The sequence below is a fragment of the Flavobacterium sp. genome (assembly GCF_036515215.1).
Taxonomy (GTDB): domain Bacteria; phylum Bacteroidota; class Bacteroidia; order Flavobacteriales; family Flavobacteriaceae; genus Flavobacterium.
This window is the reverse complement of record NZ_DATBVQ010000194.1, coordinates 1-19,603: the sequence shown is the minus strand read 5'-3', so window position 1 is coordinate 19,603 and position 19,603 is coordinate 1. Positions and strand designations below refer to the sequence as shown.

The following is a 19,603-nucleotide window of genomic DNA, read 5'->3' as shown; positions in this document are numbered from 1 at the left end:
TTCCATTGACCAGAAAATGGAGACCCATTTGGAAGGTTTGCTTTGGTCGAAACCAATTACCTACTGGGATTACATACATACGGACGCCTTATTAAATTTACAGATTCAAAGAACAACACTTCCTGATGAAATGGTTTTTATCATGTATCATCAAGTGAATGAATTATTGTTTAAGATGATTCTTTGGGAAATGAATCAAATCTCCTACTGTAAAGACATCAAAACCGGTTTTTTCACCGAGCGATTAATGAGGGTCAGCCGATATTTTGACATGTTAACCACTTCGTTTGACATAATGGGTGACGGGATGGAAGTGGAACAATATATGAAATTTAGAAATACGCTGACTCCCGCAAGTGGTTTTCAGAGTGCACAATACCGTCTGATTGAGTTTTCTTCCACTGATTTGATAAACCTAATTGATCATCGATATAGAGATTCAATAGATAGAAATACATCTTATGAACACGCGTTCGAGCATTTATATTGGCAAGCTGCGGGAAAAGATTATCGGACCGGTAAGAAGTCCTTCTTATTGGAAGAATTTGAAAGAAAATATAAGGCAACTTTCCTGACGCATATGGAGGAATACAACACCATAAATATTTGGCAAAAGTTTAAACAGCTTCCGGATTCGGACCAGAAAAATCCGGAATTAATGAAAGCGATGCGTCATTTTGACTATACGGTAAATATTACATGGGTAATGGGGCATTTGAATGCCGCCAGAAAATATATCGATAGCGGAAAGGGTACAGGAGAAGCGACAGGTGGGAGCGATTGGAAAAAATACATGCACCCAAAATATCAAAGAAGAATCTTTTTTCCGGAATTATGGAATGCCGAGGAATTGGCGAATTGGGGCGTAGAAAATTAAGTTGAATACAGAAAAATAAAGCAGTTTGAAGAAGGTATTAATGATTATCATAGTATTGACAACAATACTATCATGTAATAAATCCAATAATAAAACGAATAGTAAAACCGGAAATGCGGTTAAGGTTAAGGCGATAAAGAAGATTGCGGAAAATTCTGATTTTGGTTTTAATTTTTCTGAATATAATGTAGTTCAGGATACGGTTAAAAAAGGCGACACTTTTGGGACAATTATACAAAAGCAAAATATTGGGAACAGAAAAGTTTTCGAAATTGTACAAAGTATAAAGGATACCTTTAATGTTAGGATTATCAGACCTAATAGAGCCTATACGATGTTGAGGTCAAAAGATAAAACTAATAAGTTACAGGTTTTTGTATACCAACCTGATGCTTTAAGTTACTATATTTTTGATTTGCGCGATTCGGTAGTTGTTGCTCATAAGAAAACTAGGCCCATTACCATAAGAAGGCGCACTATTGGCGGCGTTTTAAAAGGTTCGTTATCTGAAACTTTAGGACATGCAGGGGTGGAAGCCGCTCTAGCAAACAGAATCACAAAAATATATGCTTGGTCAATTGACTTCTTCAAACTCAAAAAGGGTGACCGCTTTGGCATCACTTTTACGGAACGATTCATTAATGATTCTGTATACAATGGTGTAGACAATTTGGAGGCTGCATTTTTTGAGTACAAAGGAAAAATAATTTATGCCTTTCCCTTCGCCCAGAACGCTTCTTCCGGGAAAATTGAATATTACGATGAAGACGGCAAGACATTGAAAAACTTCTTTCTTAAAACGCCAATCAAATTCAGCAGAATTTCGTCACGATTCACAATGAATAGATACCATCCTGTGCAGCACAGGTGGAAAGCGCACAAAGGAACAGATTATGCCGCACCTAGAGGAACGCACATTACGACTACGGCCTCTGGGACAGTAGAAAAAACGGGTTATACGGCAGGAAACGGGAATTATGTAAAAGTGAAGCATAATGGCACTTATTCTACACAGTACTTACATATGTCCAAAATCTTGGTTCGACGCGGTCAGCATGTCAACCAAGGTGATGTTATTGGAAGGGTCGGGAGTACAGGATTGGCTACGGGTCCCCATGTTTGTTATCGATTTTGGAAAAATGGCAAACAAGTTGATGCATTAAGGTTGAAATTACCAAACGGCGAACCAATGAACAGTAAAAATAAAGCCCGATTTTTAAAGACAATCGAACCATTGAAATTTGAATTGGACAGCGTCGGCAATCTGTAGTTAAATATAGAAAAGAGCCATTTTAAGCAAAAAAGAAGGGCAGTAATTATTTATCTAAATAATTACTGCCCTTCTTTTTTACAGCCTACGAATATCTTTTTAATTTTCGCTAAATTGTTATAAATAGTAAAACGCCTAATCAATTAAAACTAATTTCAGTATTTTTGCCGAAAGAACAATAATACTTGAACTACATTATAAATGGCCTTAAATACGACAAACCCAACTGAAACCACATCTTGGAAAAAACTGCAGAATCACTTTGGCGAAATGCAAAATGCTTCGATGCTTGAGATGTTTCAAACGGATGCTGAAAGAACTGAAAAGTTTAACTTGCAGTGGAACGATTTTCTAATCGATTACTCAAAAAACATCATTGATAAAGAGACAATCGACCTTTTGCTTGAACTGGCTAATGAAATGCTGCTTAAAAGCGCGATAGCAGATTATTTCGAGGGAGACATAATTAATCAGACGGAAAATAGAGCGGTACTTCATACTGCATTAAGAGCCAAAGAATCTGCCGTTATCAAAGTAAACGACATCAATGTTGTTCCTGAGATATATGACGTCAAAAGCAAGATAAAAGCATTTACTAATGAAGTATTGTCAGGAGAGAGAAAAGGATATGACGGAAAAGCCTTTACTGATATTGTAAATATAGGTATTGGTGGTTCCGATTTGGGACCGGCTATGGTGGTTGAGGCTTTGCAGTACTATTCGAATCACCTTAAGGTTCATTTTGTTTCGAATGTTGATGGAGATCATGTAAATGAAATCATCAAGAAGTTGAATCCTGAGACTACTCTTTTCGTTATCGTTTCTAAAACATTCACAACCCAAGAAACATTAACAAACTCTGAAACCATAAAAAAATGGTTTTTACAATCAGCAAGTCAAGAGGATATAGCCAAACATTTTGTTGCTGTTTCAACCAATGTTCAAAAAGTAACTGAATTCGGAATAGATCCAGAGAATGTTTTTCCTATGTGGGATTGGGTTGGCGGACGATTTTCATTATGGAGTGCGGTGGGACTTACCATCAGTTTAGCAGTAGGATTTGATAATTTTGATGAATTGTTGGGCGGCGCAAATGAAATGGATGAACATTTTAAAACTGCCGATTTTGATAAGAACATGCCAGTAGTTCTAGCTTTACTGAGCGTCTGGTACAATAATTTTTTCGAAGCAGAGAGTGAAGCTTTGATTCCTTACACACAATATTTGCAAAAATTGGCTCCTTATCTTCAGCAAGGGACGATGGAAAGTAACGGTAAGAGTGTGGGTCGCGACGGGAAACGGGTAAACTACCAGACTGGAACCATTATTTGGGGGGAACCGGGAACAAATGCACAACATGCTTTTTTCCAGTTGATTCATCAAGGGACTAGATTGATCCCTTCCGATTTTATAGGGTATGTTAAGCCGTTATATGGGGATGAGGATCACCACGATAAATTAATGTCTAACTTTTTTGCACAAACCGAAGCCCTAATGCACGGTAAAACGGCAGACCAGGTTCAGGCAGAATTTGATAAACAAGGTCTTTCTGCCGAAAAAGCACAATATCTTCTTCCATTTAAGGTATTTAATGGAAATAAGCCGACAAACACTATTCTTATCGAAAAATTGACGCCAAAGTCGCTAGGTTCTTTGATTGCGCTATATGAGCACAAAATTTTCGTGCAGGGAGTAATTTGGAATATTTTTAGTTTCGATCAATGGGGTGTGGAACTGGGAAAACAATTGGCCAATTCTATTCTAGAAGAGATTAATACTAATGAAGTGCAAAATCACGATAGTTCGACGGAATTCTTGTTGAAATATTATTTGAAGAACAAATAAAGTTTTAACAATTTTTATACAAACCCGATTTTTTTACTAAAATCGGGTTTTTTTATTTTTTTCGAACTTTATTATTTTACTCGCGCTTTTTTATCGAGTTATTATTTTAAATGAGGAATTGGCTTTAAATTCTCATTATTTTCGTCAAAACGGCTGGTTTCACATATTTTTATTAAACAAAATTGTTGTTTTTAAAACTTTTCTTAACATTGCGTTAACTTTTTGTGGTAAAAATGTTATAATTTTGCCAAAAAATAAATTAACTAAATAAAAATGAAGACAATGAAAAATTGGTTATTCTCTGGATTACTGTTTTTGGTAATGACAACGGCTTTTTCTCAAGGGAAAATTACTGGAACTATTACTGATGGTCAAGGTTCATTACCTGGTGCTAATGTCGCTATTAAAGGTTTGGCAACTGGTGTATCTACGGATTTTGACGGTAAATTTTCAATTAATACTACAGTTGATTCTGGAGAATTAGTTATTTCTTTTATAGGTTTCGCGCCTAAAACAATCAGATTTTCTGTTGCAAATGGTGCTACAAAAAATTTAGGAACTATCGTTTTGACATCCAATTCTAATGAATTAGAGGAAATTGTAGTTACTTCTAGTGTAATTGATGTCGCTAAAGACAGAAAAACACCAGTTGCTGTTTCTACAATTAAAGCAGCTGAAATTCAAGAAAAATTAGGTTCGCAAGAGTTCCCTGAAATATTGGTAAACACCCCTTCTGTTTATGCCACTAAAGGCGGTGGAGGTTTTGGGGATTCCAGAATAAATATTCGTGGATTCGACCAGAGAAATATTGCAGTTATGGTTAACGGTGTTCCGGTAAATGACATGGAAAATAGTGCCGTATACTGGAGTAACTGGGCAGGAATTTCTGACGTAACTTCTGCAATGCAGGTTCAAAGAGGTTTAGGTTCTTCTAAATTGGCTATTTCTTCTGTAGGGGGAACAATAAACATTATAACTAGGACTTCTGATATGAAGGAAGGTGGTTCTGTAGGTACAACAACAGGAAATGATGATTATCTTAAAGTACAGGCTTCGTACAACACAGGATTGATGAAAAACGGTTTGTCAGCATCTGTTTTGTTAAGCTCTACTACTGGAAACGGTTATGTTGACGGAACTAAATTTGAAGCTAAGAACTATTTCATTGCGTTAGGTTATAAAATCAACGAAAAACACGATATTCAATTTACTTTTACGGGTGCTCCACAATGGCATCACCAAAGAAGTTTTGCAAATCCTCTTTCAGCGTACCTGCAATATGGTAAAGATGGGAAGCCTAACGTTAAATACAACTCTGACTGGGGTTATAAAGATGGAAAGGAATATTCATTCGCAAGAAACTTTTATCACAAACCAGTTGCTTCATTTAACTGGGATTATAAAATCAATGATAAAACTAAATTATCATCTGTGTTCTACGGTTCTTGGGGTAGAGGTGGTGGAACAGGAAATATCGGTAAAAGCCCATACTCTTCTGCCTATAAAACTGCGAACGGATTATTGCCTATTGATGAATTCGTAAAATACAACACGGGTCAACCAAATACAATTGGTGCTCCATTAACTCCAAATGTTGATGGCGATTATATTGCTGATAGCAGAAATGGTTTCATCAGAAGATCATCAGTGAATTCTCATAACTGGTATGGTGCCGTGATAAATTTAAACAATAAATTATCACAAACACTTACACTTGATTTTGGTATCGACGCTAGAACTTATACTGGTTTTCACTTTAGAAATCTAAATGATTTGTTGGGTGCTGACGGATATCTTGACAAGACTGATGTCAACAATCCAAGTAGAGTTTTATCTACTACTTATGCTCCAACTCCAAGCTTGAATCCATTTACTAATGTAAAAGATCAAGAAAAAATTGCTTACAACAATAATGGAAAAGTAAACTGGTTGGGTGCGTTTACACAATTAGAGTACTCTAAAGACAATCTTTCCGCTTTTATCCAAGGAGCTGTTTCGCAACAAGGATTTAAAAGAGAAGATCCATTTACCTATTTATTAACTGATCCTCTTGTAGAGACGGATTACGAGAACATATTAGGTGGTAACATTAAAGGTGGAGCAAATTACAATATCGATACGCAAAACAATGTATTTGTGAATTCAGGATTCTACTCTAAACAACCTTTCTTTAATGCGGTTTATCCTAACAATAAATCTATTGTTGCAGAAAACTTAGTGAACGAAAAAGTTTTTGCTCTTGAGGGAGGTTATGGTTTTACATCTTCTAAATTTAATGCAAAAGTAAATGTGTATTATACTTCATGGAAAGACCAAAACCTTAGAAGAACGGATAATTCAGTAGATAATGTTGGTGGTTATTTTGATTTCGTAGGGATTAATGAAATTCATACAGGAGTTGAGCTAGAAATGAATGCTAGACCAATGCCTAAGTTAAGTTTGAATGCGATGTTGTCAATTGGTAATTGGGAGTACAAAGACAATGCGTTAAGCAATAGATACGATCAAGACAATGAACCAGTTCCTGGTCAATCTGATCAGGTTTTATACTTAGATAAAGTAAAAGTGGGTGATGCTGCGCAAACTACAGCTAGCTTAGGTGCTAAATATGAAGTTTTTGAAAGATTTAATGTTGATGCTAACTATAGAGTAGCTGATAAATTGTTTGCTGCGATTTCTCCTGGTAATTTTACTGCTGCAGATAATAAAGGAGCGCTAGAATTGCCTTCTTACGGATTAATGGATGCAGGTGTTTCTTATAAATTACTTTTAGGAAGTGCTAAAAATAGTTCTCTTAACTTTAGGTTTAACATGAACAACGTTTTAGACGAAACGTATATCTCTGAATCTAGAAGTAATATTTTTGCTGATGATAATGTAAGTAGAACAAATCCTGCACTTGGAACATATGCGTCTAACAATAGAACTTATGATGGAGTGGCAGATGCTAATCAAGTGTACTTCGGTTACGGAAGAACTTGGAACTTTAGTGTTCGTTACAACTTCTAATATTTAATAATAAAGTTTTAAAAACCCTTCGATTCAATTGAATTGAAGGGTTTTTTTTATGCCTTTTTTTGTTATATTTGTTCAAACAAAAACAATTTATATGTACGAATTATTACAAAAATTTCATTCTGGTTGGGCTTACTTGGCTCTGTTATTATTGGTTGTAGCGGCTATCAACTCAATTATTGGGCTGATTGGTAAAAAAGAATTTACTGCCAAGGACAGAAAAATTGCCATTTTCGGATTGATAGGGACACACACGCAATTGCTCATTGGATTGATATTGTATTTTGTTTCTCCGCTCGGTTTTGCTTCTCTTGGGCAAATGTCTGATAAAGCGCTAAGGTTAACTTCGTTGGAGCATCCGTTAATCAACATTATAGCAATTGCGCTAATCACAATAGGTTGGTCAAAGCACAAAAAATTGACGACATCCGAGTCGAAATTCAAAACTTTTTCCATTTTTTACGGACTGGGATTGCTGCTTATTTTAAGTAGAATTCCATGGTCAATGTGGTTATAACATACGTAGAAGTCCTAGAAATAGGACTTTTTTTTATCTAGGTATGGTTTTTGTTTAAATAGATTTCGAACTAAAAAGTTAATAATGAGAAAATCAATTACAGTCCTTTTTTTATTCGCCATAGTTGCCTTGGTGAGTAGTCAAAGCAAAATTATAGATAATCAAAAATCTCCAACTCAAAAATCTTCGGTAGCCAAAGACACTGTCAAAAAGACAAAAATTACAGTGGTTCAGCAGGAAATTAAAATAGATACGATAAAGGAAAAAATGGGGAAGCTTATTCCCTATAAAAAAGGTGCACATGCGTCCTATTATGCAGATAAATTCCACGGAAGAAGAACCGCCAGTGGTGCGTTATTTGACATGAACAAATATACGGCGGCGCATAAAAAATTCGCATTCGGAACCAAATTAAGGGTCACCAATGAAGCAAATGGGGAGTCCGTAATCGTCGAGGTCACTGACAGGGGGCCATTTGTTAAGTCTAGGGAAATTGACCTTTCTAAAAGGGCATTTATGGAAATTGCAAGGCATAAAGGGGTCGGAGTAATGACTGTAACTATTGAGGTATTTACAAAATAGTTATTGCCAATTTGTGTAGGGGTTTAAGCTTAAATTAGAATTGTAGTAGCGTTTGTCATTCGTTACTTCTTGTCCAAGCCAGTCTGGTTTTTCAAAATTTTCCGTTTCCGATTGAAGTTCTATTTCAGCGACAATCAAACCTTCATTTTCTCCATAAAATTCGTCAACTTCATAGACGTGTTTGCCCACTTTTACTTCATAGCGAGTTTTGTCGATTGCGCCTTTTTCGCACAGTTGCAATAAGCTTTTGGCCTCGCCAACCGGAATTTCTTTTTCCCATTCAAAACGCGACATGCCAGTTTCGTTCGATTTCCCTTTTATGGTTAAATATCCTTTGTCGGCCTTTATACGCACTCGTACGGTGCGTTCAGGGTTGGAGTTCAAATATCCTTGCGCAATTCGGTTTTTGGCAAAAGCTGCTGCTTTGAACGAATCATTTTTAACCAAAAATTTCCTTTCTATTTCTACCATTTCTTGCTGAGTTATGATTGTTTTTGGAACTTTTCCGGTTGTGCGCTATATCTTTTACTTTTTTGAATAGAAAGTAAAAGGATGCCGCTTCCATCCGGGCTGTCTGATTTGTTCAAATGTATCAAATATTTTAACTGCAGGAACCGCATTTTACATAAAAGGAGTTTAAATTTGTATCATGTCTGATACTATCGAAAACAGAAAAATTATACACATAGACATGGATGCTTTTTACGCTTCCGTTGAGCAAATGGATAACCCAGCATTGCGAGGCAAACCTGTGGCGGTAGGAGGCTCAGAAAACAGGGGAGTTGTTTCGGCGGCGAGTTACGAGGCCAGGAAATTTGGTGTACGAAGTGCCATAAGCGGTGTGATGGCCAAAAAGTACTGTCCTGAGCTTATTTTCGTCAAGCCAAGATTCGACAGGTACAAGGAAATTTCAGCCAAGATTCAAAAAATTTTTCACGACTATACTGATTTGGTGGAACCGCTTTCCCTTGACGAGGCTTATCTAGACGTTACCCAAAACAAGAAAGGAAATCCCAGCGCCAGTTTATTGGCGGAAGAAATTAGGGCGCGAATTTTTAATGAAGTGGGATTAACGGCTTCGGCGGGAATTTCAATCAATAAATTCGTAGCTAAAATAGCCAGCGATTACAACAAGCCAAATGGTCAAAAAACAGTTAATCCAGATGAAGTTATAGCATTTCTGGAAGAGCTGCCTATTCGCAAATTTTACGGCGTGGGAAAAGTTACTACCGAAAAAATGTATCAATTGGGGGTTTTTACCGGTGTAGATTTAAAAAGTAAGTCGCTGGAATTTTTGGAAAAACATTTTGGCAAGTCCGGAAGTTTCTACTACAATGTAGTTCGTGGGATCCACAACAGCCCAGTGAAATCAGATCGGATTACGAAATCAGTCGCTGCCGAACACACTTTCGATGTCAATCTTTCGTCAGAAATATTCATGATAGAAAAATTGGAAAGTATCGCTATTGCGCTGGAAAGACGATTGGGTAAATACAAGGTCGCCGGCAAAACGGTCACGTTAAAAATAAAATACAGCGACTTTACTCAACAAACCAGAAGTAAAACAGTACCCTATTTTATTTCTGACAAAGGACTGATTTTAGAAATTGTAAAAGAGTTGTTGTACCAGGAACGCATGAAGGATTCTGTACGGCTGTTGGGGATTTCATTAAGTAACTTAAATACGGAAGAAAAGAAATTTCTTGTCGTGCAGTTAAAGTTTGATTTTTGATCTCAAGAGACAATCATTTTCAATAAACAGCATAAAAAAACCTTTCCGATGGGAAAGGCTTTTTAGTTATTTTGTATTGCAATTAGTTTTTGCTGTTCAGTTTTGACAGTAAACGTAAAAATTCAATGTAAAGCCAAACTAAAGTAACCATCAATCCCATGGCGCCATACCATTCCATGTATTTTGGCATTTTTTGCTCGGCTCCTTTTTCTATTCTGTCAAAATCCAGGAATAAATTTAAAGCGGCAATTATGATTACAAATATACTGATTCCAATGCTCATCATCGAGTTGCCATAGTGAACCGGCTGAAAACTCGTAAACATAGAAACAACCCATGAAATCAGGTAATAAGTAGCGATCGCAAGAGTGGCCGCAACAACGACTGATTTGAATTGCTCAGTTACTTTTACAATTTTATATCTGTACAGTCCTAAACAGACTACAAAGGTGACAAAAGTTGCCCCCACTGCCTGTATTACTATTCCGGGGTACATCGTTTCAAAAATCGCCGAAATTCCGCCAATAAACAGACCTTCAAATAAGGCATATCCTGGTGCCAGGTACGGGGAATATTGTGGCTTGAAAGCAGAAATCACGACCAAAATCAAACCTACAACTGCGCCTCCGATTGCCGGAACGATTGGGTTCATGCCGTTAAAAGCCATCCACCAAATAACCATAGCCGATGCGGTAAGCAATAAAAACAGAAGTAAAGTTTTATTGATTGTGCCAGACAAGGTCATTTCTTGGTTGTAATCTATAATAGTGGCATGATGCACTTGCTCTTTTCTGGCAGTTGTTGCAGAAAAAGATTTGTTATTTAAAAAAGGGTTTTGCGATTTGAAATTCATAGAAAATGAAGTTTTTATTTTTTCAAAGATAAATTAAAAAAAAATTAAGGACAAAAAAATCCGCCTTGTTTAATTTCTAAACAGGCGGATTGTATTTTAGATAGGCGTTAGCTTATTCTATTTCCGAAACTCTCATGGTATTTACCATTCCTTTTTCTTTAATAGGCATAGCTGCTAAGTTGATCAGGAAATCACCTTTAGTTACATATCCTTTTTCTTTGACAATTTCATTTATATCGGTTACGGTATCGTCAGTGCTTACCACTTTGTCATAGTAATATGATTTTACTCCCCACAACAAACTTAATTGCGTCATGATTCTTTTATTGGACGTAAAAACCAAAATATAGGCTGACGGTCTCCAAGCTGAAATTTGGAAAGCAGTGTAACCACTGTTAGTCAAAGTACAAATAGCTTTTGCGTTAATGGCATTGGCCATAAGTGCCGCATGGCGACAAATTGTTTTAGTGATAAAACGTTTTGTTTTTATTTGTGGTGTGTTCTGCGGTACTTGAATTAATGGAGAATCTTCGACCGCTTTAATGATTTGTGTCATTTTTTCGATTACTTGTACAGGGTAATTTCCTGTAGCTGTTTCACCAGAAAGCATTACCGCATCTGCACCGTCCATTACCGAGTTGGCAACGTCATTTACTTCAGCTCTTGTTGGAGTCAAACTCGTAATCATGGTTTCCATCATTTGGGTGGCTACGATCACGGGAATTCGAGCCATTTTGGCTTTGCGAATCAACTCTTTTTGAACAAGAGGTACTTCATGAGCAGGAAGTTCAACACCAAGGTCCCCACGGGCAACCATTAATGCATCACAATAAGCAACTATCTTGTCGATGTTCTCTAATGCTTCAGGCATTTCTATTTTGGCTACAATCGGAATTTTATATTCAGAATGCTCAGCAATCAAATCCTGCAAGTCTTTTAAATCTTGTGGTGTTTTTACAAAAGAAAGGGCAATCCAGTCTACTTTTTGTTCGATGGCAAAAATAGCATCGGCAATATCCTTTTCGGTCATTGCAGGAAGTGATATTTTTGTGTTCGGTAGATTAACTCCTTTTTTAGATTTCAATTCGCCACCTTGTATTACTCTTGCAACAACTTCTGTTTTTTTGTCTGTTTCAACAATTTCAAAAATTAGTTTTCCGTCATCCAATAAAATTCTTTCGCCAGGATTGACATCATTCGGAAAGTTCTTATATTTCATGAATACTTTTTGGGCAGTACCCAGTATGTCTTCGGCGGTTGTAAACGTAATTAAATCTCCGTCATTTACTACAACTCCTTCATTCATAACTCCTACGCGAAGTTTTGGTCCTTGTAAATCACCAAGTATTGCTGTAGTATATCCATATTCGTCATTTAGCCCACGGATGATGTTAATCTTTTCTTTAACATCAGAATAGTCTGCGTGAGAAAAGTTAACCCTAAACACATTTACTCCAGCATCAATCATATCTTTTATGATTTCTCTAGTGCTACATGCAGGCCCAAGTGTGGCTACAATTTTGGTTTTTTTGTTTGTAATCATTTGTATTAAAAAATTAAATTGTTTTTTGATTTTATTTGATTTGTATCTACGGTATATACGGCAGATATGTTATCAATGGTATTTAATATTGTTTTTATTTTCGACACATCCATAGTATCCTCTGTATTTTCGATTTTTAAAAAGAAATCTGCTTTTTTAAATTCTGGCAGCAAGAAAACTTTCGTCGTAATTTCCATGGTTACATTTGAAAATAAATTTTGGAGTGTATCTTTTTTCTGTTGCGACACCTCGTTTTTATTTTGAATCAAATTCCAGGAAATTGCTTTCTCCAGGTCATAATAGTAAAATCGGGAAAAATTTGTTTCCCCTTCTTTTATATTAATCTGAACTTCATCCTTACTTTTGCTTAAATTTATCGGCAGTTTTTGATTGATGAAATAAGCCAATCGGAAATCTTCTAATGAAGTATGGATAGCGATAAGATTGTAATCTATTTCGTCAAATTCGCCAAGATCCAATTTGTGAATTGCCATTTCATGATAAAATAAGTTGTAAATATAGTGTATCTAGCGAAGTTATGACGCACTAAATCAGCATGTTTTAGGTAATTTACTAACGAAAACGTTATAGTTTTAAGGAAATGGATATTATTTTTTGTCCATTTTATCCTGAAATGCAAAAAAGGCGCGCTGCGATGCTTTTTCTTCCGCCTTCTTTTTTGAAGTCGCTCTTGCTTTCGCAATTACTTTGCCTTCAATGCTCAATTTCACGCCAAATAAACGTTGGCCGTCGATTGCGTTATCTTCGAAAATATCATAATGAAATATCTTTTTTTCTTTCTGGCACCATTCTATAACCAAGCTTTTGTAACTGATTACCTTTCCTTCTAAACGTGAAATATCGACATAAGGGATAACAACTCTTTTTTGTATGAATTTTTCGCAGTGGTCATAACCGCTGTCTAGGTAAATTGCCCCTATTAAAGATTCGAAAATGTTTCCGTGAATGTTCTCTCCAAAATGTTGAATAGGAACTTTGCTTTCTATAAAACGGATAAGATTGAGATCCTTACCCAATTCATTGAGATGCTCTCTACTTACAATTTTTGACCGCATTTTCGTGAGGTAACCTTCGTCACCATGCGGCGCCTCTCTGAAAAGATATGCCGCAATTACTGCACTTAACATGGCATCGCCTAGAAATTCCAAACGTTCGTAGTTAATGATGTTCCCAATGGGATCAAGACGACTGGAAGAGCGGTGAGTAAATGCTTTTTTATAATAATCTAAATTTTTAGGGGGGAACCCTAAAATTGTTTTGATAGCATCAAAAAAAATCCCGTCTTCTGGAGAACGGGATTTTGTAAATATTTTTCTTAATCTATTCATTTAAATTAGAATTCTAATTTTTTAACCAATACACAAGCGTTATGTCCACCAAAACCAAAAGTATTACTCATGACCACTTTCATGTCTCTTTTTTGGGCAACATTGAAGGTAAAGTTTAGTTTTGAATCAATATTTTCGTCATCCGTAAAATGATTTATCGTAGGAGGAACTATTCCGTATTTCATAGATAGAATGGATGAAATAGTTTCAACTGCTCCGGCCGCACCTAGCAAGTGACCGGTCATTGATTTTGTTGAATTCAAGTTCATGGTGTAAGCATGTTCACCAAAAACATGTTCAATGGCTTTAGATTCCGCTAAATCGCCAAGAGGAGTAGAAGTCCCGTGCATATTGACACCATCAACATCAGTTGGCTTTAAGCCAGCATCCCTCAAACAGTTCAACATTACATTTTTGGCACCCAAACCTTCAGGATGTGGAGCCGTTATATGATAGGCATCAGCTGACATACCGCCACCACCAATTTCACAATAGATATTGGCACCACGGGCAATTGCATGCTCATACTCTTCAAGAACTAAGGCGCCTGCGCCTTCCCCTAACACAAATCCATCTCTGTCTTTGTCCATTGGTCTGGAAGCTGTTTTTGGATCGTCATTTCTTGTTGATAGCGCATGCATGGCATTAAAGCCACCCATTCCTGCGATAGTTACCGCAGCTTCTGAGCCACCGGTTACCATCACGTCTGCGTGTCCTAATCTGATATAATTAAATGCGTCAATGATTGCGTTTGTAGAAGAAGCACAAGCCGAAACGGTTGCGAAGTTTGGACCTCTAAAACCATATTTAATGGAAATATGACCACAAGCAATATCCGAAATCATTTTTGGAATAAAGAAAGGATTAAATTTTGGAGTACCGTCACCGGCGCAATAGTTCAACATTTCTATTTGAAAGGTTTCCAAACCGCCAATTCCCGAGCCCCAAATAACTCCGGCTCTGTCTTTATCCAGTTTTTCAAAATTGAAAGCGGCATCATTGATCGCTTCTTCAGATGAAACCATGGCATATTGAGCATAACGGTCCATTTTTCTGGCTTCTTTTCTGTCCAAGAAATCTTCGGCATTAAAGTTTTTCAATTCGCAAGCAAATTTAGTCTTAAACTTTGCAGGGTCAAAATACGTTATTGGAGCAGCACCACTTACACCGCCGATAAGAGCGTTCCAATATTCTTGAATATTATTTCCAATAGGAGTAAGAGCACCTAAACCTGTAACAACAACTCGTCTTAATACCATATCTTCTTTATTTTGTTATCTTTAAACAAATAAAACCCATGCTTTCTTTGCCGTATTTTTATTACAAAAGAGCCATGGGTATTACAATAAATATCTTTTGATTGAAATTCAATCTGAATCTAATTTTTAAAAAAAATAATAACACCCGCATGCAAGGTTGCAAGCGGGTGCTTAAATTATTATTTTTTAGCTTCCTCGATGTAAGAAATAGCTTGACCAACAGTAGCAATGTTTTCTGCTTGATCGTCTGGAATTTGAATGTCAAATTCTTTTTCGAATTCCATAATAAGCTCAACAGTGTCTAACGAATCAGCCCCTAAATCATTAGTGAAGCTTGCTTCTGTTACAACTTCGTTTTCGTCAACGCCTAATTTGTCTACAATAATCGCTTTTACTCTTGATGCAATGTCTGACATAATCTTTAATTTTAGAATTTAATTTGTTGGCAAAAATAAAAAACTTTATTTTAAAACAACGAATAAGTTGATAAATGTGACATCTAATTTATAAAATAAATTTAAACAAAGACTTGCCAATGTTATTTATTTTGAATTATTATTCTTTTTTTTGCGTAATATAAATTGGAGAAATCATGAAAAAAATAGTTGTTTTTGCTTCCGGATCGGGTACGAATGCTGAAAACATCATCAAGCATTTCGCTTCAAATGAAACGGTAACGGTAGTGGCCGTTTTTACAAATAATGCTAATGCCAAGGTTATTGATAGAGCTATAAATAATAATATACCGGTTGAGGTTTTTTCCAAGACCGAACTTATTGAAGGTAAAATACTACATAAATTAACACTGATTCAGCCTGATTTAATTGTTCTCGCGGGTTTTTTATTAAAATTCCCGGAAAGCATTACCGCTGCATATAACCATAAAATAATAAATATTCATCCGGCTTTATTACCTAAATATGGCGGCAAAGGAATGTATGGTATGAACGTTCATAAAGCAATCGTAGATAATAAGGAAAAGGAAACGGGAATTACGATTCATTACGTAAACGAACATTACGATGAGGGCGGAGTCGTTTTCCAAAAAAAAATAGTTTTGACGGGAAGCGAATCAGCAGAGGAAGTTGCAGAAAAGATACATGAATTGGAACAAGAATGCTTTCCTTTAGTGATCGAAAAATTGATAACCAACAACGCATAGCAGTGGATACTTACGAAGTGCATATTTATACTGATGGCGCTGCCAAAGGAAATCCAGGTCCCGGTGGTTACGGAGTTGTTATGGAATGGGTTGGAAAACCTTATAAAAAAGAATTTTATGAAGGTTTTCGACTTACTACTAATAATAGGATGGAATTATTGGCTGTGATTGTAGGTTTGGAAAAGCTAAAAAATCCCAATACCAAAGTTTTGGTAATTTCGGATTCTAAATATGTGGTGGATTCAGTTGAAAAAAAATGGGTTCTGGGATGGGAAAAAAAGGGCTTTGTTGACCGGAAAAATTCGGATTTATGGAAGCGTTTTTTGGTTGTTTACAGAAAGCACAAAGTGGACTTCAAATGGATTAAAGGTCACAATAACCATGTTCAAAACGAAAGATGTGACGAATTAGCGGTTATGGCCTCTATGCAAAAGCAACTTTCTGTTGATGAGTTTTATGAAAAAGAAGTCGATAAGTTGTTGTAAGTATTGAAATTGCAGGGTTGTAAATTGGCAAAACTTTACAATTGTTAGTCTTTGCAATTTTATACTTTATAAACTATCTTTGCGCCTTAATTCGAATCTCAAATAAATGAATAAATTATTGATTGTTGGAACAGTTGCTTTCGACGCCATTGAAACTCCTTTTGGCAAAACAGATAAAATTTTAGGTGGTGCAGGAACATATATAGGGTTGTCCGCCTCTTTTTTTAATTTACAATCGGCCATAGTTTCTGTAGTTGGAGACGATTTTCCACAAGAATATTTAGATTTATTGATCGAAAGGAACGTAGATATTTCAGGTCTGGAAGTGGTTAAGGGCGGAAAAACTTTCTTTTGGAGCGGTCGCTACCATAACGATCTGAATTCCCGAGATACTCTTGACACTCAATTGAATGTTTTGGCTGATTTCCAACCTAAAGTACCGCAAAATTATAAAAATGCCGATGTGGTGATGCTAGGAAACTTGCATCCATTAGTACAAAGCAGTGTTTTGGACCAGATGGAAACAAAACCAAAATTAGTGGTTTTAGACACAATGAATTTTTGGATGGATTGTGCCCTACCTGAATTATTGGAAGTGATAAAACGGATAGACGTCATAACTATCAATGACGAAGAGGCCAGACAACTCTCGGGGGAATATTCGTTGGTGAAAGCTGCCGCAAAAATTCAAGCGATGGGACCAAAATATGTGGTGATCAAAAAGGGTGAACATGGTGCGCTACTGTTTCACAATAAAGAAGTGTTCTTTGCGCCGGCATTGCCATTAGAAGAAGTGTTTGACCCAACAGGTGCCGGAGACACTTTTGCTGGCGGATTTGCAGGTTTTATTACCCAAAGCGAAAACGTTTCATTCGAGAACATGAAAAATGCCATTATATATGGTTCAAATTTAGCCTCATTCTGTGTGGAGAAATTTGGGACCGACAGAATGGTTGATTTAGATAAAGAAGAAGTGATGTCAAGATTGCAACAGTTCAAGTCTTTGACACAATTTGAAATAGCATTGTAATACCTTGAAACCTCGGAAACGGGGTTTTTTTGATTTATATTTAATAGGGAGTTAGGGTTCAGTTTCCCTTTTATTTGTAAGAATTTATTATTAGAAACAACAACACAACAAATAACTACACAATGAGCGATGCGTTACAACATGAATGTGGGATAGCCTTAGTTAGACTGCTTAAACCGCTTGAATTTTACAAAGAGAAATACGGAAGTGCATTCTACGGGATACAAAAAATGTACCTCCTTATGGAAAAGCAGCACAATCGCGGACAAGATGGTGCTGGATTCGCAAGTATAAAACTGGACATGGAACCGGGGGAACGCTATATAAGTAGAGTCCGTTCTAATCATGCGCAGCCCATTCAAGATGTTTTTGCGCAAATAAATGACAGGATAAATGAGGAAATGGCTTCTCATCCTGAATATGCGGATGATGTGTCTCTCCAAAAAGAGAACATTCCTTACATTGGAGAATTGTTTTTGGGACACGTTCGTTACGGTACTTTTGGAAAGAATAGCATCGAAAGCGTTCATCCTTTTTTGCGTCAGAACAACTGGATGCACAGAAATCTGATTTTGGCCGGAAATTTCAATATGACCAACGTAAAGGAGCTTTTTCAAAGTTTGGTGGAATTGGGTCAGCATCCGAAAGAAATGGCGGATACGGTTACCGTTATGGAGAAAATAGGACATTTTCTTGATGATGCGGTAACTGATTTGTACCAGGAATGTAAAAATGATGGTTTGACCAAAAGAGAAGCATCAGCAGTAATCGCCGAAAAACTCGATGTAGCCAGAATCTTGACAAGAGCTTCTAAAAATCTGGATGGAGGTTATGCTATGGCAGGACTTTTAGGACATGGCGATTCTTTTGTTTTTAGGGACCCGGCAGGGATTCGCCCCGCTTACTACTATCAGGATGATGAAGTGGTGGTTGTGGCTTCGGAAAGACCAGTAATTCAAACCGTATTTAATGTCCCTTTTGAAAAAGTGCATGAAATAGATCCGGGAAGCGCATTGATAATTAAGAAAAACGGAACCGTTTCGATGCAAGAGATTCTTGTGCCAACGGTAAAAAAAGCATGTTCATTTGAGAGAATTTATTTTTCCAGAGGTAGCGACGCTGAAATATACCAAGAAAGAAAAAATTTAGGGAGATTGATTCTGCCTGCTGTTTTGAATGCCATAGATGAAGACACGGACAATACTGTTTTTTCATACATCCCAAATACTGCCGAAACATCCTTTTACGGATTGGTTGAAGCGGCACAGGATTTCTTAAACCAAAGAAAAAATAATTACATTCTCAAAAACAGAAGTAAATTAACCAAGGAATCTTTACAGGAACTTCTGGCGGTAAAAATACGAACTGAAAAGGTGGCTATTAAAGATGCTAAACTAAGAACGTTTATTACCGAAGACAGCAGCCGGGATGATCTAGTGGCTCATGTTTATGATGTAACCTACGGTGTGATTAAACCAACTGATAACTTAGTGATTATTGATGACAGTATCGTAAGAGGAACTACATTGAAAATGAGTATTATCAAGATGATGGATCGTTTGAATCCAAAAAGGATTGTTGTCGTTTCCTCGGCGCCTCAAATAAGGTATCCCGATTGTTATGGAATTGACATGGCAAAATTAGAAGGTTTAGTGGCTTTTAAAGCGGCATTGGAATTGTTGAAAGAAAGAAATTTGTATCATATCGTTGATGAAGTTTACGCCAAGTGTAAAGCGCAAGAGAACTTTAAAGACTCCGAGGTAGTAAATTATGTTACCGCAATTTATGAGCCATTCCAACCTCAAGAGGTTTCTGATAAAATAGCTCAAATGTTGAGCTCCCCAGAAATAAATGCCGAAGTGAAAATTATATTTCAAACGGTGGAAGATTTGCATACCGCTTGCCCGAAAAATCTTGGGGATTGGTACTTCACCGGTGACTATCCGACACCAGGAGGTAACAGGGTTGTGAATCGCGCATTTATGAATTTTTATGAAGGAAAAGACGCAAGAGCGTATTAGAAATCACGTAATCGTGTAATTTGACGACTTTATGGGTTGTTCAACTAAAATATTTGGTTACAA

At 36.6% G+C, this 19,603-nt stretch carries 18 protein-coding genes; 11 read left to right on the top strand and 7 right to left on the bottom strand.

What is annotated here, in order from left to right; genetic code table 11:
• The 6 genes from VIH09_RS13480 to VIH09_RS13455 form a co-directional block, all read left to right on the top strand.
• On the top strand, positions 1–877 hold an 877-nt coding region (locus VIH09_RS13480; protein ID WP_331581856.1), incomplete at its 5' end, for a tryptophan 2,3-dioxygenase family protein.
• Positions 878–902: 25 nt separating this feature from the next.
• The gene (locus tag VIH09_RS13475) at positions 903–2,147 is read left to right on the top strand and encodes a M23 family metallopeptidase (protein WP_331581854.1); all 1,245 of its coding nucleotides are present in this window, start codon (positions 903–905) and stop codon (positions 2,145–2,147) included.
• A 201-nt stretch (positions 2,148–2,348) separates the two neighbouring features.
• On the top strand, positions 2,349–3,992 hold the full coding sequence (gene pgi / locus VIH09_RS13470) for a glucose-6-phosphate isomerase (RefSeq protein ID WP_331581852.1): 1,644 nt from the start codon (positions 2,349–2,351) through the stop codon (positions 3,990–3,992).
• A 282-nt stretch (positions 3,993–4,274) separates the two neighbouring features.
• A complete protein-coding gene (locus VIH09_RS13465; protein WP_331581850.1) occupies positions 4,275–7,001 on the top strand; it encodes a TonB-dependent receptor in 2,727 nt (908 codons plus the stop codon).
• 100 nt (positions 7,002–7,101) lie between these two features.
• On the top strand, positions 7,102–7,524 hold the full coding sequence (locus VIH09_RS13460; protein ID WP_331581848.1) for a hypothetical protein: 423 nt from the start codon (positions 7,102–7,104) through the stop codon (positions 7,522–7,524).
• Between the two features lie 84 nt (positions 7,525–7,608).
• A complete protein-coding gene (locus tag VIH09_RS13455; RefSeq protein ID WP_331581846.1) occupies positions 7,609–8,106 on the top strand; it encodes a septal ring lytic transglycosylase RlpA family protein in 498 nt (165 codons plus the stop codon).
• On the opposite strand, the gene VIH09_RS13450 is transcribed toward VIH09_RS13455, so the two are convergent.
• Positions 8,107–8,577 (bottom strand): CYTH domain-containing protein, encoded by a 471-nt coding sequence (locus tag VIH09_RS13450; RefSeq protein WP_331581844.1) that lies wholly within the window; start codon positions 8,575–8,577, stop codon positions 8,107–8,109.
• A gap of 178 nt (positions 8,578–8,755) precedes the next feature.
• Between VIH09_RS13450 and dinB the strand changes: the two genes are divergently transcribed.
• Complete coding sequence (dinB, locus tag VIH09_RS13445; RefSeq protein WP_331581842.1) at positions 8,756–9,838, top strand: DNA polymerase IV; 1,083 nt, start codon at positions 8,756–8,758, stop codon at positions 9,836–9,838.
• A gap of 82 nt (positions 9,839–9,920) precedes the next feature.
• Here the strand turns inward: dinB and VIH09_RS13440 are convergent, their stop codons facing one another.
• The 6 genes from VIH09_RS13440 to VIH09_RS13415 all read right to left on the bottom strand — a co-directional run bounded on the left by VIH09_RS13440 (position 9,921) and on the right by VIH09_RS13415 (position 15,258).
• The gene (locus VIH09_RS13440; RefSeq protein WP_331581840.1) at positions 9,921–10,691 is read right to left on the bottom strand and encodes a Bax inhibitor-1/YccA family protein; all 771 of its coding nucleotides are present in this window, start codon (positions 10,689–10,691) and stop codon (positions 9,921–9,923) included.
• A gap of 112 nt (positions 10,692–10,803) precedes the next feature.
• Positions 10,804–12,234, bottom strand: a complete 1,431-nt coding sequence (gene pyk / locus VIH09_RS13435) for a pyruvate kinase (protein ID WP_331581838.1) — start codon at positions 12,232–12,234, stop codon at positions 10,804–10,806.
• Between the two features lie 5 nt (positions 12,235–12,239).
• On the bottom strand, positions 12,240–12,728 hold the full coding sequence (locus VIH09_RS13430) for an IPExxxVDY family protein (RefSeq protein ID WP_331581836.1): 489 nt from the start codon (positions 12,726–12,728) through the stop codon (positions 12,240–12,242).
• Positions 12,729–12,842: 114 nt separating this feature from the next.
• Positions 12,843–13,583, bottom strand: coding sequence for a ribonuclease III (gene rnc / locus VIH09_RS13425; protein ID WP_331581834.1), 741 nt, complete (start codon positions 13,581–13,583; stop codon positions 12,843–12,845).
• Between the two features lie 5 nt (positions 13,584–13,588).
• On the bottom strand, positions 13,589–14,842 hold the full coding sequence (fabF, locus tag VIH09_RS13420; RefSeq protein ID WP_331581832.1) for a beta-ketoacyl-ACP synthase II: 1,254 nt from the start codon (positions 14,840–14,842) through the stop codon (positions 13,589–13,591).
• A gap of 179 nt (positions 14,843–15,021) precedes the next feature.
• The gene (locus VIH09_RS13415) at positions 15,022–15,258 is read right to left on the bottom strand and encodes an acyl carrier protein (RefSeq protein ID WP_007137004.1); all 237 of its coding nucleotides are present in this window, start codon (positions 15,256–15,258) and stop codon (positions 15,022–15,024) included.
• Between the two features lie 176 nt (positions 15,259–15,434).
• Between VIH09_RS13415 and VIH09_RS13410 the strand changes: the two genes are divergently transcribed.
• From VIH09_RS13410 to VIH09_RS13395, 4 genes are all read left to right on the top strand, one after another.
• Positions 15,435–16,004: a phosphoribosylglycinamide formyltransferase gene (locus VIH09_RS13410; protein ID WP_331581829.1), complete on the top strand. Its 570-nt coding sequence runs from the start codon at positions 15,435–15,437 to the stop codon at positions 16,002–16,004.
• A gap of 2 nt (positions 16,005–16,006) precedes the next feature.
• Positions 16,007–16,489, top strand: coding sequence for a ribonuclease HI (gene rnhA / locus VIH09_RS13405; RefSeq protein WP_331581827.1), 483 nt, complete (start codon positions 16,007–16,009; stop codon positions 16,487–16,489).
• Positions 16,490–16,595: 106 nt separating this feature from the next.
• Positions 16,596–17,519, top strand: coding sequence for a PfkB family carbohydrate kinase (locus tag VIH09_RS13400; RefSeq protein ID WP_331581825.1), 924 nt, complete (start codon positions 16,596–16,598; stop codon positions 17,517–17,519).
• Between the two features lie 122 nt (positions 17,520–17,641).
• Positions 17,642–19,540, top strand: coding sequence for an amidophosphoribosyltransferase (locus VIH09_RS13395; protein WP_331581823.1), 1,899 nt, complete (start codon positions 17,642–17,644; stop codon positions 19,538–19,540).
• Positions 19,541–19,603: the final 63 nt, after the last annotated feature.